The following is a 13,525-nucleotide window of genomic DNA, read 5'->3' as shown; positions in this document are numbered from 1 at the left end:
GAGTGACTACTCAACGAGCTGGGAGGTGAACAATCAGTCCAGCCAGGCGCGGAAGCTCTTCCTGCGCGAGGTCTCCACGACAACCGGCAACTGCGCGTACGTGTCCTGGCCCACCTGCTCCTGCCGGGCATAGAGCACACCGAACCAGAAACTGTCCTGCCCCAGCTCGTGCAGCAGCTCCCGGGCGACCACCGAGTCCTGGTGCGCGCCGAGCACGTCCTGCAGCTCGGTCAGCGCGTCGACCAGCTTCTTCGCCGGTTTCCCGGCCGCCGGCTGGAAGACCTCGACCGCGTACCGGGCCCGCTTGTAGGCCTTGCGGGCGTCGTGCAGCTCGTGGTCCTCACCGTGGGACAACGCCTCGTCGAGCAGCGCGTCGGCCTTGGCCAGGCTCTTGGCGGCCCGCCGGATCGGGTCGGCCTCCACCCACTCCTGCGCGGCGAGCCGGTCGATGCGGTCGAGCAGAGTCAGGTAGCGCTCGCTGTCGAGCGCCTCGCCGAGCGCGGTGCGACCCTCGGCGACCTGGTTGTCGAGGTGCTCGCGGATGCGCGCGGCCACCGGCGCGAACTGCTCGCCTGCCTCCTCCAGCCCGGCCAGCAGCTTGCCCTCCTGCACCTGGCCGTCGCGCACCTGACCGAGCAGGTCGGCCAGCCACTTCAGCTCGTCGCCCAGGTCGGCGTCGTCGGCGAAGGTGCGCTTGAACGTCTTGAGGGTGCTGCGCAGGCGCCGCGTGCCGACGCGCATCTTGTGCACGGCTTCGGGGTCACCCCGGCGTACGCCCGGGTCGTAGCCGGTGATGGCGTCGCGCTGCTCCCGCACGTACTGAAGAACGGGGCTTCCGGGCTTCTTGGCGGGCGCCGGCTTGGGCTTGTCACCGAGGGCGCGGGCGACCTTGGACGGCCCCTGGGCCACGGTGGCCCCGGCCTTGAGCAGCACCTTCTCGACGGCGGCGAGCAGCTTGGGGTCGCCGTCGACCAGCTCGACCTCGATCTCCTGCCAGCGCTGCTCGCGGCCGTCGGTCTCGGCGGTCACCTGATCCTGTGCGACCAGGGCCAGCGTCGTTCCGTCGGCGTCACGCAGCGGCGTCTCGACCCGGTGGGTGCGCAGCCGGGCGATGGGCCGCAGACCCTGGCGGCGGATGATCGCGCGCACCTGGGCGGTCAGCTCGGCCGGAACCGTCTCCGGCCGGCCGTTGAGCGGAATGCGGTGCTCCGTCCGGTCTGTCCCCTCGCCGGGCGTCTTCAGATGCCAGCCGGCGTCGTCGCCGCCGGTGCGCCGCCGAAGTGTCCGGCGGTTTCTCATCAAGGCGAGGTCGTCGGTGTCGAAGTAGGTGGCGTCCAGGTCGTGGGTGCGGGCGCCGCCGGTGCTGCTGATCCCGGCCTTACCGGCGAGATCGGGCAGCCGAAACTCGGCAGGCACGTCGTATTTACGCTCTGTCTCGGTGGCGATCTCCATACGTTCATCTTGCCCGAGCGGGTGACGGCCACACAGGCCAAGTGATTCGCAGCTTCTGCACAGCCCGATCTCAGGCCAAGCTGTCACCGTCGGTCCCGGAGGTAATTCGCATGGAGAAGTCTGACCGCCGGCCGATCTCACTGGCCGGCCTCGGCCTGATCAGCGCGGGCGCGGTGCTCGGCCTGGCGCTGGCCACCCCGGCCGCCGGGGCCCCGTCGTCGTCGCCGGCGCCGTCCGCGCCGCAGTCGCAGACCGCACCGGCACCCGAGGACGATCCGGCTTAGGCCGCCATCGGCCGCCCGCCGAGGCTGCGCAGATAGAGGGCCCGGGAGTAATGCGCCGAGGCGGCGCCGTAATACATGGTGGCCAGCCCGACATAGAAGCCGTTGTTGGTGAGCGCGTTCTTCGCGTTGGACGAAGCCGACCAGCGGATCTCCGCGTCCGACTCGCTGATCCCCTTGCGGAGGCAGCGCAGCCGGTTCATCTCCTTGCCGGTCTTCCAGGTCTCGAGCGCCGCCTGGGCCTCGCGCATCGACTCCTCAGCCTGCTCGGCGAGCGCCTCGGCCAGGGTCCAGGCCTGCCGTTCCTCGTCGTTGTAAAAAATCGGCATGGGGGTTCACCTCCCGCTCAACCGCTGTCCCTACCAGTGTGCGAACCACTTCGGGACATGTCGATCTTTTCCACTCCGAGGCATGAAAACAGCCCCCGGCAGTTGCCGGAGGCTCAGCAGTGGTTGATCAGCCGCCCAGCAGTTCTTCCCGCCACTGCCCGAACCGCTCTCGCATCTCGCTCAGGTGACCGGCCGGCAGGCCGTACAGGGCGAAGTCGGCGTCGGTGATCCGGCTCAGAACTCCCAAAGCCTGCGCGAATCGTTCGCGGACGAAGCCGGAGTCGGCGGACGAGGCGAGTGCGAGCAGATGCTCCCGGGTGTAGCGCCCGGACGCGATCGCGGCGTCGACGTCGAGGAAGTCGCGGGCCGCGGCGCGGCCGTAAAGGGCGATCATCTTGTTGGCCACGGCGTCGTCCGGGTGAAGTACCGGTCCGATTTCCAGCTGCACGGGTGCGTGAGCCCGCCAGTCGGCCGATAGCTCGAGCTTGTCGGGTTCCGACCCGGCCTGGCTGCGGTCGGTCAGCAGCAGGCGCGCGAAGGTGTCGGTGCGGATGACTTCGGACACGTCGAACCCGTGGTCGGTCAACGCCGCCACCACTTCATCGACAGCCAGCACGAAGTCGCCGCGCCGCTGCCAGTCCGTGAAGAGGTCGACGTCACCGCTGAGTCGATTGCCCATCCCGTGGGCGCTGACCGCGTATCCGCCCGCCAGAGCGAAACCGAAGCGTCCGCCGGCCGTCAGGGCTATCTCGGCGAGACGCTCGTGCCGGGGATCCACCCTCAGGCCGCCGTGGTGCGGTGCTGTGCCAGCTCGGGAAAGCGAGCCTCCCACGCCTGGCGCACCGATACCGGCAGCCACATTTCATCCCAGAGCCGCACGACAGTCTCCCGATCAAGGTAGGTATGGAGATCGGTAGGCGTGGCGGCCTCGTTGATCACAGCGCGATAGAGATCCACCACTCGGCCCGGCTGGCCAAGGTCGTACTCGGGGCTGCCCGACCACTTGAGGTGACGCGGAAGGTGGATCACGCCGGTGGTCGGGCCACAGAGCAGATCCAGCCGAGCGGGCACGACGACGGGCTTCGCATACCGCCGCCGCGGTGCTTCGCCGTCTGTCATCGTGCCCCCTTTGCCCCCGGACTTTACTCGGCGACGCGGGCGATACCCACGGGGCAGGTCATGCCGTTGGGGCCGTGGTTGCAGTAGCCGTACGGGTTCTTGGCGTCCGAGAGGTACTGCTGGTGATAGTCCTCGGCCCAGAAATACGCGCCCAGCGGGCGGATCTCGGTGGTGATCTGGCCGCGACGGGCCGCGGTGACCACCGGCTGGAAGGCGTCCAGGGACTCCTTCGCGATGCGGGCCTGGTCGTCCGTGGTCGTGTAGATCGCGGAACGGTACTGGGTGCCCACGTCGTTGCCCTGGCGCATGCCCTGGGTCGGGTCGTGGTTCTCCCAGAAGGCCTTCAACAGGTCCTCGTACTGGATCTTGCTGGGGTCGTAGACGACCTGGACCACCTCGGCGTGGCCGGTCGATCCGGAGCACGTCTCCTCGTAGGTCGGGTTCTTGGTGAACCCGCCCGCGTAGCCGACCGACGTCGAATGGACGCCCGGCAGCTCCCAGAAGATGCGCTCGGCGCCCCAGAAACAACCCATTCCGAAGACCGCTACCTCGAAGCCGGCCGGCCACGGGCCCTTGAGCGGGGTGCCGAGCACGGTGTGCTTGTCGGCGACCGGCATCTCCAGGGGGCGGCCCGGCAGGGCCTGGTCGGGGGTAATCAGCTCGTGCTTCTTGTGCCGCAGGAACACGGTCACTCCCTTCATCCGGCTGGTGCAACGCCGGGGGGCACCCCATCCTTACCCGAGTTCGGCGGCGATGCGACCGGCGTAGTCGAGTGCTTCCTCGTCGCTCGCGTACTTGTGCCGGGGCCAGAAGAATCCCCGCAGACCGTCGCCCTTCGTCCGCGGCACCACGTGGAAGTGCAGGTGCGCCACCGACTGCGAAACGATGTTGTTGTTGGCCACAAATGTGCCCTGCGCGCCGAGCGCGGCGGGGACGGCGGCGGACACCCGCTGCACGAGTCCGAAGAATCCGGGCAGATCGGCCGCCGGCAGCTCGGGCAACGTCACCACGTGATCACGCGGCACCACGAGCACATGACCCTTGAAGACCGGCCGGGTGTCGAGGAACCCCACCCCGTCGGGCGAGTCGACCACCTTGAACGCGGGCACCGAGCCCGCCACGATGTCGCAGAAGACGCACGATGCCACCTGGTGAGACTAGCCTTGCCGAGCATGACGGCTAACGACTACGGGTTCGACACCCTCGCCATCCACGCCGGCCAGGATCCGGACCCCCGGACCGGTGCGGTCGTGCCCCCGATCTATCAGACGAGCACGTACGCCCAGGACGCCGTCGGCGCGCCCCGGCTCGGTTACGAGTACAGCCGCTCCGGCAACCCCACCCGCGACGCCCTCCAGGAGTGCCTGGCCGCGATCGAGGGCGGCCGCCGCGGTCTCGCCTTCGCCAGCGGTCTCGCCGCCGAGGACACGCTGCTGCGCGCGGTGTGCCGGCCGGGCGACCACGTCGTGATCCCCGATGACGCGTACGGCGGAACCTATCGCCTCTTCTCGAAGGTGGCCGAGAACTGGGGGCTGGACTGGACGGCCGTCTCGCTCGACGATCTCGACCAGGTGCGCGCCGCTTTCCGGCCGGGCGTGACCAAGATGATCTGGGCCGAGACCCCGACCAACCCGCTGCTCAACATCGCCGACATCGCCGCGCTGGCCGGTCTCTCCCACGAGTTCGACGGGCTGCTGGTGGTCGACAACACGTTCGCCTCGCCGTACCTGCAGCAGCCGCTCGCCCTCGGCGCCGACGTGGTCGTGCACTCGACCACCAAGTACCTCGGCGGCCACTCCGATGTGGTCGGTGGCGCCCTGATCACGGCGGACGCCGAGCTCGGCGACACCCTCGCCTTCCACCAGAACGCGATGGGTGCGGTCAACGGCCCCTTCGACGCGTGGCTCACCTTGCGGGGTGTCAAGACCTTGGGCGTACGGATGGAAAGGCACTGTGACAACGCCGAGCGCATCGTCGGTTTCCTGAGCGAGCACCCGGCGGTCTCCGAGGTCCTCTATCCGGGACTCGAGACGCACCCGGGGCACGAGGTCGCGGCCAAGCAGATGCAGCGCTTCGGCGGCATGGTGTCGTTCCGGGCGACCGGGGGCATGGAGAAGGCCGTCGACATCTGCAACCGGACAAAGCTCTTCGTGCTGGCCGAGTCGCTGGGCGGCATCGAGTCGCTGATCGAGCACCCGGGGCAGATGACACACCTGTCCGCTGCGGGCTCGGCGCTTGAAGTACCAGCCGATCTCGTGCGACTGTCTGTCGGCATCGAAACCGTTGACGATCTGCTCGCCGACCTCGAGCAGGCGCTGGGCTGACACATCCGGAGAGGCAATGAGCGACGGGGCGACCTGGGTAGGCGCGACAGCGAGGCAGATCTCCCGCGCGGTCCGGCGCGGTGACGTGACCGCCACCCAGATCGTCGCCGACCATCTCGAGCAGATCTCGATCACCGACCCGACCCTGGACGCCTTCCGGGTGATCCGCGGCGGCGAGGCCATCACCGAGGCCGAGAAGGTCGACGACCAGGAAGACCTGGCCAACCTGCCGCTGGCCGGGGTGCCGGTCGCGGTCAAGGAGAACACCGCCGTCGCCGGCCTGCCGACCTGGAACGGCTCGGCCGCCGCCCGGACGACGTCGGTGGCCGAGGACGACCACGAGGTGGTCCGCCGGCTGCGCGGGGCCGGGGCGGTCGTGATCGGGACGACGCGCATGCCCGAGATGGGCCTGTGGGCGGTCACCGACGACGCCGAGAGTGCCACCCGCAACCCCTGGGACCGCGACCGTACGCCGGGCGGCTCCTCGGGCGGGGCCGCGGCCGCGGTGGCGGCCGGGCTGGTGCCGATCGCGCAGTGCAACGACGGGCTCGGCTCGATCCGCATCCCGGCGGCCTGCTGCGGGCTGGTCGGGCTCAAGCCGGGCCGCGGCGTGGTCCCGTCCGACCTGGGCATCACCAACTGGTACGGCCTGGCCGAGAACGGTGTGCTGACCACGACGGTGACCGACGCCGCCCTGGGCTTCTCGGTGCTGGCCGGCCGCGACCCGATCAAGCTGGTCGAACCGAGCCGGCTGCGGGTCGGCGTCTCGGTCCGGTCACCGCTGGCCGGCGTACGCGCCGACGAGCCCAACGCCTCGGCCGTGAGCACCGCGTCCAAGCTGCTGGTGCAGGCCGGGCACGACACGGTCACGGCCAACCCGCCGTACCCGCAGACCCTGGGCATCGGCACGCTGGCCACCTGGTTCGCCTCGGCCTATCGGGAGTCGGCCGATTATCAGCTCGCGCAGCTCCAGCCGCGGACCCGGCAGCACATCCGTCTCGGCAAGTGGGCGTTGCGGGCCGGGCTGGTGCGGCAGTCGCAGCGCGACGCGTACCGCGAGGCGGCGATCGGGTTCTTCGCCGACAACTCGCTCGACCTGCTGCTCACCCCGGCCCTGGCCGCCGCGCCGCCGCTCGCCGACGGGCTCGCGGCCGGGTCGTGGCGGCACAACATGGCGGCCAGCATGAAGTACGCGCCGTACGCCGCGCCCTGGAACGTCGCCGGCCTGCCGGCCATCGTGGTGCCGGTCGGCACCCGCCCGGACGGGCTCCCGCTGGGCATCCAGCTGGTCGGGCCGCCCGACTCGGAGGCCCTGCTGCTCGCCGTGGCCGGCCAGTTCGAGGTCCTCAATCCGTGGCAGCGTCACGCCTTCGTCTGAGGCAGTGGCAGCATTCGGGGCATGAATGGTGCCCCCCACCCGCTCGACCTGCTCGCGCCGGCCGACATCGAGGCCGCCCGCGAGCTGCTGACCGGCGTGGTCAAGACCACCCCGCTGATCCCGTCCCGCCCGCTCACCGAGATCACCGGCACCCCGGTCTGGCTCAAGTGTGAGAACCAGCAGCGCGCCGGCTCCTACAAGGTTCGCGGCGCGTACACCCGCATCTCGCGGCTGTCCGATGCCGAGCGGGCCCGCGGGGTCGTCGCGGCCAGCGCCGGCAACCACGCGCAGGGGGTCGCGCTCGCGGCCGAGATGCTGGGCGCCCGGGCCACGGTGTTCATGCCCGAGGGGGCACCCCTGCCCAAGGTCACCGCGACCCGGGGCTACGGCGCCGCGATCGAGTACGCGGGCACGAGCGTCGACGACTCCCTCGAAGCCGCCCGTGACTTCGCCGACCGGACCGGCGCGGTGCTGATCCACCCGTTCGACCACCCGGACGTCATCGCCGGGCAGGGCACCGTGGGCTTGGAGATCCTCGAGCAGTGTCCCGAGGTGACCACGATCATCACCGCCGTCGGCGGGGGCGGCCTGATCTCGGGGGTGGCGGTCGCGGCCAAGGCGATGCGGCCCGGCATCCGGGTCGTCGGGGTGCAGGCGAGCGGCGCGGCGGCGTACCCGCCCTCGCTGGCCGCCGGATCGCCGCAGAAGCTGGCGAAGGGCGTCACGATCGCCGACGGCATCTGCGTGCTGCGCCCCGGCGATCTCACGTTCGCGCACGTCAGCAAGCTGGTTGATGAGATCGTGACGGTCAGCGACGAGGATCTGTCGGCGGCCCTGCTGGTGCTGCTCGAGCGGCACAAGTCGGTGGTCGAGCCGGCCGGTGCGGCCGGCGTGGCGGCGCTGCTGACCGGCGCCTACGCCCCGTTGGACGACGGCCCGGCGGTGGCGATCCTCTCCGGCGGCAACATCGACCCGATGCTGCTGCTGCGGGTGATCGAGCACGGTCTGGCCTCGGCGGGCCGGTTCCTGCGGCTCGCGGTGCGCTGCACCGATCGGCCGGGTGAGCTGGCCCGGCTGCTGGGCCAGATCGCCGACCAGCGGGCCAATGTGGTCGACGTGGCGCACTCGCGGCAGAGCCCGCGGCTCAGCTTCGGCGAGGCGGAGGTCGCGTTGTCGGTCGAGACCCGGGGTCCCGATCACTCGGCCGCGCTGATCAGCACGCTGCGCCACTCCGGATACCGGGTCTCGCTGCTGGCCGACACCACGCCCTGACCACGCCTCGGACACGAAAGAGCCCGCGGCGACCGCCGCGGGCTCCGGACGTCTGCTCAGCCCTCGAACGGGCCGAACTTGACCACAGTCACCTTGATGTCGGAGCCGCTGGGCGCCGTGTAGGTGACGGTCTGGCCCTCGGCCGCGCCGAGGATGGCCGTGCCCAGCGCCGACTCGGGGCTGTAGACCGTGAGGTCGGTGGTGGAGGCGATCTCCCGCGAGCCGAGCAGGAAGGTCTCGGTGTCGCTCTGGTCGTCGTCGAAATAGATCGTCACGACTGAGCCGGGGGCGACCTTGTCGGCCGCCTGGGCCTCGCCGACCTCGGAGTTGCGCAGGAACTCCTTCAAGTACAGGATCCGGCCTTCCTGCCGGCTCTGCTCCTCGCGGGCGGCGTGATAGCCGCCGTTCTCGCGGAGGTCGCCTTCCTCACGGCGCGCGTTGATCTCCGCGGCAATGGCCGGGCGTCCGGCGATCAGCTCGTCGAGCTCGGCCTGCAGCCGGTCGTGAGCGTCCTGAGAAAGCCAAGTCTTGGGCGCCTCTGAACTGGACACGGGCGATCTCCTTGCTGGAACGAAGCCGTCTACAAAAGGAAAAAGCTCAGCATCACTGAGCGGAATGCTGAACGGAGCGAATCACCAAGCTTACCAGCGGTACGCACGGTGCCTGTTTTGTGCGATTGAGGGGTGGTTCTACGAGGCTGCCGGTCGACAGCTGAGCACATCACCGACGCTGGCCCGGGCCGTCGTGGGGACGGTCTCTTTCGCGTCGATTGTCGTTTCGTTCCGGCCGGCCCGGACGACCACCGTGCGCCGCCCGACCTCGAAGCCGTCGTAGTCGCGGGCCCGCAGCACGCACTCGGCGGCCTGACCGGCCGGGACCCGCACCTTGAACTCGATGGCCAGCACGGAGCCGGACGGCTCCTCCCAGCCGACGATCTGAGCCTCGTAGTCGGTCTGACCGAACTGCTGGAAGAGCCGGACCGAGAGCAGCAGCGAGGCGAGGACGACGACGGCCAGCACGACGATCGGCACCACCGACCGGCGGCGCCCGGAGCGGCGCCGTCCGTAGCGGCCCGGCGGGAAGACCGGCTCTGTGGTGCGCGTCTCGTCCACCTCGGGCACCTCTCGTGCGTTTCTTGTCGGAGGGATCCGACAGAATGGCAGGGTCCATCTTCGCAGCCGACACCAGCCCGCCAGCCGCGGGTCAGGTGCGAGGCGCGGGTCAGGTACGAGGAGTCTTTGTGGCTGAGCAGTTGCGTCTCATGGCGGTGCACGCGCACCCCGACGACGAGTCCAGTAAGGGTGCCGCCACCATGGCACGGTACGTCGCCGAGGGTGTCCGGGTGATGGTCGCGACCTGCACCGGTGGCGAGCGCGGCAGTGTGCTCAACCCGAGGATGGATCGCCCCGACGTCTGGGAGAACATCTCGACCATCCGGCGCGCCGAGATGGACCGGGCCCGCGAGATCCTCGGGGTCGAGCAGTCCTGGCTCGGCTTCGTCGACTCCGGCCTGCCCGAGGGTGACCCGCTGCCGCCGCTGCCCGACGGGTGCTTCGGTCTGCAGGATCCGGAGACCGCAGCGATCCCGCTGATCAAGCTGATCCGCGAGTTCCGCCCGCACGTGATGACCACCTACGACGAGAACGGTGGCTATCCGCACCCCGACCACATCATGTGTCACAAGGTCGCGGTGGTGGCGTTCGACCAGGCCGGCGACCCGGAGCGCTATCCCGAGCTGGGCGAGCCGTGGCAGCCGCGCAAGCTCTACTACAACTCGGGCTGGACCCGGGCCCGCATGCTCGCCCTGCACGAGGGCATGCTGGCGGCGGGGCTCGAGTCGCCGTACGCGGAGTGGCTCGAGAAATGGTCCGACCGCGACGACCGTGGTGACAAGATCACGACGCGGGTCGAGTGCGGCGAGTATTTCGAGATCCGCGACGAGGCGCTGCGGGCCCACGCCACGCAGGTCGACCCCGACGGCTTCTGGTTCAAGATCCCGCTCGAGCTCCAGCAGAAGGTCTGGCCCACCGAGGACTTCGAGTTGGCCCGGTCGGTCATCGACAGCCCGATCCCCGAGTCCGACCTGTTCGCGGGCATCCGAGAGTCGGTCGAAGCCCACTGAGCAGTACTCTCGTCCCATGGACATGGACATCTTTGTCGCGGTCAACAACTTCGGCGACACCCGGTCGGGCGGCCTGGCCGGCCCGATGGGGTTGTTCGTCATCGTGCTCATGTCCATAGCGACTGTTCTGCTGATCCGCAACATGAACAAGCGCTTGCGTCGGCTTCCCGACAGTTTTCCTGACGCGAAGCAGACGCAGCGTGAGGCCGAGATCGCCCGGCTCAATGCGGATCTCGAGCGTCCCGGTGCCGGCGGAGCCTCGCCAGACGTCGAAGCGGATCGATCGGCGGGCGCCGGCGCCCCCGCGGACGACGAGGTCACGGGCACTACTACTCACCGTGACGGTGGCTCCGCCGACGGCGATAACCGTCGCGTTTGACCTCGTCGCAGGCCGTTCGTGACTGTCGATGGACGACACACACCGTATTGGTCTGACGTAAAGGCGATACGCGTCGTGCGTCAAGCCCTGTTCTGTTCATCGGTATTGATTTAGCCTTCCGCCGGGGGCCTAACCGCCCCTGATCCCTGCGCGGAAGGGGGCGCCGAAAATGACCATTCCCCGCCCGCTGTTTTCTCCGCTGCAGATGCACGTGCATTCGCCAGTGCCGCTGCTCACGTGGGGTTTCTCGTGACCGCGCCGCCGGTCCCCGAGGCCTCCGCCCGTCGCTCCTGGATCGACGCGGTGGGCCTCGCCGGCCGCTCCCGCGGGGTCCGCGCGCTCACCGCCGCAGTGATCGGATCGGCCGTTCTGGTGGCCGTCCTGGGTGTCCTGTTGCCACTCGACCGCCCGGCCGACCGTCCACTCACCCCGGTCGCCGGCGTCGCCCTGGCGATGGCTCTCGTCACTGCCGGTCAACTGGCCCGGCTCCGCTTCCGGCTCGGCCGGGGCATGGTCTCGGTGAGCTGGGGCGAGGCCGCCTTCATCATCGGCTTCGTGGTCGCGCCGCCCGGCTGGCTGCCGGCGGCGACCCTTACCGGCGCGCTGATCGCCTGGGCGCTGCTGTCCTGGTGGGATTCGCACCGCAACGTGGCCGAGCTGGCCCACCTGGCGGCCTCGCTGAGTCTCGGCGCGGCCGGCGCCACCACGGTCGCCGCCCTGGTCGCCCGGGACGCCCCGGTGCTCAGCACGCGCACGATGACCGGCCTGCTCGCCGGCGCGCTCGTCTACCTGCTCATCACGTTCGGGCTGGCCACGCTGACCTTGCGGCTGCACCGGGACGCCCCGGCCCGGCAGATCCTCCTCCGGGCCTCGTACGCGAAGGTTCCGATGTTCGTCGGCAACGTGGTCGTCGGCCTGGCCGCGGTCCACGCCATCGTCGACGGGCCGCTCTGGCTCCTCGCGTTCGCGCCCGGGCTCTGGCTGCTCCAGCGCACCTACCGCTTCCACCTGCGCGCCGAGGAGGAACGCCGCATGTGGGAGACGTTCTCGGCGGCCACCGCGACGCTGCCCGGCGGCTCCGAGGCCGAGGTCGCCCGGGCCGGGCTGACCGCCGCGCTCGAGGTCTTCGGCGCCCGCCGGGTCGAGATCGAGGTGCGCGGCCGCGACGGTGAGCGCCGCTACGCCGAGGACGGCCCCGGGGTCGACAACGTGGTGGCCGGGCTGCCCGGCCCCGCGATCACCCGATCCATGGCGGTGGCCGGCGACGCGGTCGGCGAGCTGACCGTGTGGCTGTCCGGCCCGACCCTGCCCGCCCCGCGCGACGAGGCCGCCATCTCGGCCTTCGGCGACGCGCTGGCCGGGGCGCTGCACGACGCGGCGACCCGCGGCCGGCTGGCCGATCTGGAGGCCCGGATCGCTCGCGACGTCGCCCACGACCGGTTGACCGGCCTGCTCAACCGCACCACCCTGCTGACCGACGGCGACCGGCTGCTGCGCTCCTTCGACCGGCGCCGCCCGGTCGCCCTGCTGCTGCTCGACATCAACGACTTCCGCGAGGTCAACGGCACCCTGGGCCACCGGCACGGCGACGAGGTGCTGCGCGTGGTGGCCGAGCGGCTGACCGACCTGGCCCGCGAGGGCGACCTGGTGGCCCGCACCGGCGACGACGAGTTCGCCCTGCTGCTGCCGACCGTGGCCACCCTCACCGACTCGACGGCGCTGCTGCGCGAGGAGCCCAACCCGCTGCCGGTGGCCCTGCGCCGCGCCCGCGAGCTGGTCGAAAACCTGATCCGGCCGTTGGAGGTGTCCGGGGTCCGGCTCGCCGTCGAGGTGGCGGTCGGGGTCGCGGTCGGCCCGGCCGGCCGGACCGACCTGGGCGAGCTGGTCCGCCGGGCCTCACTCGCGCTGCGCCAGGCCAAGCGGCGGCAGGTGGCCGTCAGCGCCTTCGACGCCGGCCAGGACGCGGTCACCACCGACGGGCTGGCCCTGCTGGCCGAGCTGCAGGACGCGCTGGCCGCCGACGACCAGATCCTGCTGCACCTGCAGCCCGCGGTCGACCTGGTCACCGCGGCGCCGACCGGGGTCGAGGCCCTCGTCCGCTGGCGGCACCCGCGCCGGGGCCAGCTCTCGCCGGGCGATTTCGTCCCGGCCGTGGAGCACTCGGCCGAGCTGCACACCGCGTTCACGGCCCGCGTGCTCGACCTGGCTCTCGACGCGGTCGGCAGCTGGCAGGCGGCCGGCGTCGACGTGCCGGTGTCGGTCAACGTGTCGGCCCGCAGCCTGCTCGACCCCGGCTTCCCGGCCCAGGTCGCCGAGGCGCTGCGCCGGCACCGGGCGCCCGCCGCCCACCTGGTCCTCGAGATCACCGAATCGGTCGCGGTCAGCCAGGAGCGCATCGTCGACGAGGTGCTGGCCGAGCTGCGGGACATGGGGGTGCAGCTCTCCCTGGACGACTTCGGCACCGGCTACTCATCGCTGGCGATAGTGACCCGGGCTCCGGTCGACGAACTCAAGATCGACCGTTCCTTCGTCGACGACATGATCGAATCCGCCGCCGCCGAGGCCGTGGTCCGCGGCGCGGTCGAGCTGGGCGCCCGGCTCGGCGTGCGGGTGGTCGCCGAGGGCGTCGAGACCACGGAGCAGCGGGCGGCGCTGATCGCCCTCAAGTGCCCCACCGCGCAGGGTTACCACTTCTGCAAGCCGATGCCCGCCGACAAGATCGTCCAGGCGCTGACCGCCCTGGCCGCGGCGGCCCCGGCCAACATCCGCCCGCTGCGCGCCGACGACGCCTCGTAAAAGTTATCCACAGCCCCTCTCCACCTCGCCGAATTTGTCCGTAGGCTCCTCGCCCCGAGGCGGGTGGGGGCTC

The 13,525-nt window shown here is 70.7% G+C and carries 15 protein-coding genes; 7 read left to right on the top strand and 8 right to left on the bottom strand.

Translation table 11 applies throughout. The features are described from left to right. Positions 1–33: 33 nt before the first annotated feature. Positions 34–1,452: a CYTH and CHAD domain-containing protein gene (locus NAG42_RS05005; protein WP_250028414.1), complete on the bottom strand. Its 1,419-nt coding sequence runs from the start codon at positions 1,450–1,452 to the stop codon at positions 34–36. Positions 1,453–1,562: 110 nt separating this feature from the next. Here NAG42_RS05005 and NAG42_RS05000 point away from each other — a divergent pair, with 110 nt between their 5' ends. Beyond that, entirely contained in the window at positions 1,563–1,736 is a 174-nt protein-coding gene (locus NAG42_RS05000) for a hypothetical protein (protein WP_250028413.1), read from the top strand. Here NAG42_RS05000 and NAG42_RS04995 read toward each other — a convergent pair. From NAG42_RS04995 to NAG42_RS04975, 5 genes are all read right to left on the bottom strand, one after another. Further along, on the bottom strand, positions 1,733–2,062 hold the full coding sequence (locus NAG42_RS04995) for a hypothetical protein (protein ID WP_250028411.1): 330 nt from the start codon (positions 2,060–2,062) through the stop codon (positions 1,733–1,735). The genes NAG42_RS05000 and NAG42_RS04995 overlap by 4 nt on opposite strands. A gap of 127 nt (positions 2,063–2,189) precedes the next feature. Then, positions 2,190–2,840 carry a nucleotidyl transferase AbiEii/AbiGii toxin family protein gene (locus tag NAG42_RS04990; protein WP_250028409.1) on the bottom strand — a complete coding sequence of 217 codons (651 nt, stop codon included), beginning with the start codon at positions 2,838–2,840 and terminating at the stop codon, positions 2,190–2,192. A gap of 2 nt (positions 2,841–2,842) precedes the next feature. Next, positions 2,843–3,181 carry a hypothetical protein gene (locus NAG42_RS04985; protein ID WP_250028408.1) on the bottom strand — a complete coding sequence of 113 codons (339 nt, stop codon included), beginning with the start codon at positions 3,179–3,181 and terminating at the stop codon, positions 2,843–2,845. Between the two features lie 23 nt (positions 3,182–3,204). Beyond that, positions 3,205–3,867: a peptide-methionine (S)-S-oxide reductase MsrA gene (gene msrA, locus NAG42_RS04980; RefSeq protein ID WP_250028407.1), complete on the bottom strand. Its 663-nt coding sequence runs from the start codon at positions 3,865–3,867 to the stop codon at positions 3,205–3,207. A gap of 48 nt (positions 3,868–3,915) precedes the next feature. Then, a complete protein-coding gene (locus NAG42_RS04975; RefSeq protein WP_250028406.1) occupies positions 3,916–4,329 on the bottom strand; it encodes an HIT family protein in 414 nt (137 codons plus the stop codon). Positions 4,330–4,353: 24 nt separating this feature from the next. Between NAG42_RS04975 and NAG42_RS04970 the strand changes: the two genes are divergently transcribed. The 3 genes from NAG42_RS04970 to ilvA are packed head-to-tail and all read left to right on the top strand — an operon-like array spanning position 4,354 to position 8,155. Continuing rightward, the gene (locus tag NAG42_RS04970; RefSeq protein ID WP_250028405.1) at positions 4,354–5,505 is read left to right on the top strand and encodes a cystathionine gamma-synthase; all 1,152 of its coding nucleotides are present in this window, start codon (positions 4,354–4,356) and stop codon (positions 5,503–5,505) included. A 16-nt stretch (positions 5,506–5,521) separates the two neighbouring features. Beyond that, positions 5,522–6,883 (top strand): amidase, encoded by a 1,362-nt coding sequence (locus tag NAG42_RS04965; protein ID WP_250028404.1) that lies wholly within the window; start codon positions 5,522–5,524, stop codon positions 6,881–6,883. Between the two features lie 21 nt (positions 6,884–6,904). Continuing rightward, a complete protein-coding gene (ilvA, locus tag NAG42_RS04960; protein WP_250028403.1) occupies positions 6,905–8,155 on the top strand; it encodes a threonine ammonia-lyase in 1,251 nt (416 codons plus the stop codon). A gap of 56 nt (positions 8,156–8,211) precedes the next feature. On the opposite strand, the gene greA is transcribed toward ilvA, so the two are convergent. Both greA and NAG42_RS04950 read right to left on the bottom strand, forming a co-directional pair. Next, entirely contained in the window at positions 8,212–8,706 is a 495-nt protein-coding gene (greA, locus tag NAG42_RS04955) for a transcription elongation factor GreA (RefSeq protein WP_250028402.1), read from the bottom strand. Positions 8,707–8,844: 138 nt separating this feature from the next. Beyond that, positions 8,845–9,267, bottom strand: a complete 423-nt coding sequence (locus NAG42_RS04950) for a DUF4307 domain-containing protein (RefSeq protein WP_250028401.1) — start codon at positions 9,265–9,267, stop codon at positions 8,845–8,847. 128 nt (positions 9,268–9,395) lie between these two features. Here NAG42_RS04950 and mca point away from each other — a divergent pair, with 128 nt between their 5' ends. From mca to NAG42_RS04935, 3 genes are all read left to right on the top strand, one after another. Then, on the top strand, positions 9,396–10,277 hold the full coding sequence (mca, locus tag NAG42_RS04945) for a mycothiol conjugate amidase Mca (protein ID WP_250028400.1): 882 nt from the start codon (positions 9,396–9,398) through the stop codon (positions 10,275–10,277). Between the two features lie 22 nt (positions 10,278–10,299). Then, positions 10,300–10,656, top strand: a complete 357-nt coding sequence (locus NAG42_RS04940) for a hypothetical protein (RefSeq protein WP_250029305.1) — start codon at positions 10,300–10,302, stop codon at positions 10,654–10,656. Between the two features lie 303 nt (positions 10,657–10,959). Further along, entirely contained in the window at positions 10,960–13,452 is a 2,493-nt protein-coding gene (locus NAG42_RS04935) for a putative bifunctional diguanylate cyclase/phosphodiesterase (RefSeq protein WP_438872378.1), read from the top strand. Positions 13,453–13,525: the final 73 nt, after the last annotated feature.

The sequence above is a fragment of the Paractinoplanes maris genome (assembly GCF_023544465.1).
Classification (GTDB): domain Bacteria; phylum Actinomycetota; class Actinomycetes; order Mycobacteriales; family Micromonosporaceae; genus Actinoplanes; species Actinoplanes maris.
This window is presented reverse-complemented; position numbering and strand designations above follow the sequence as displayed.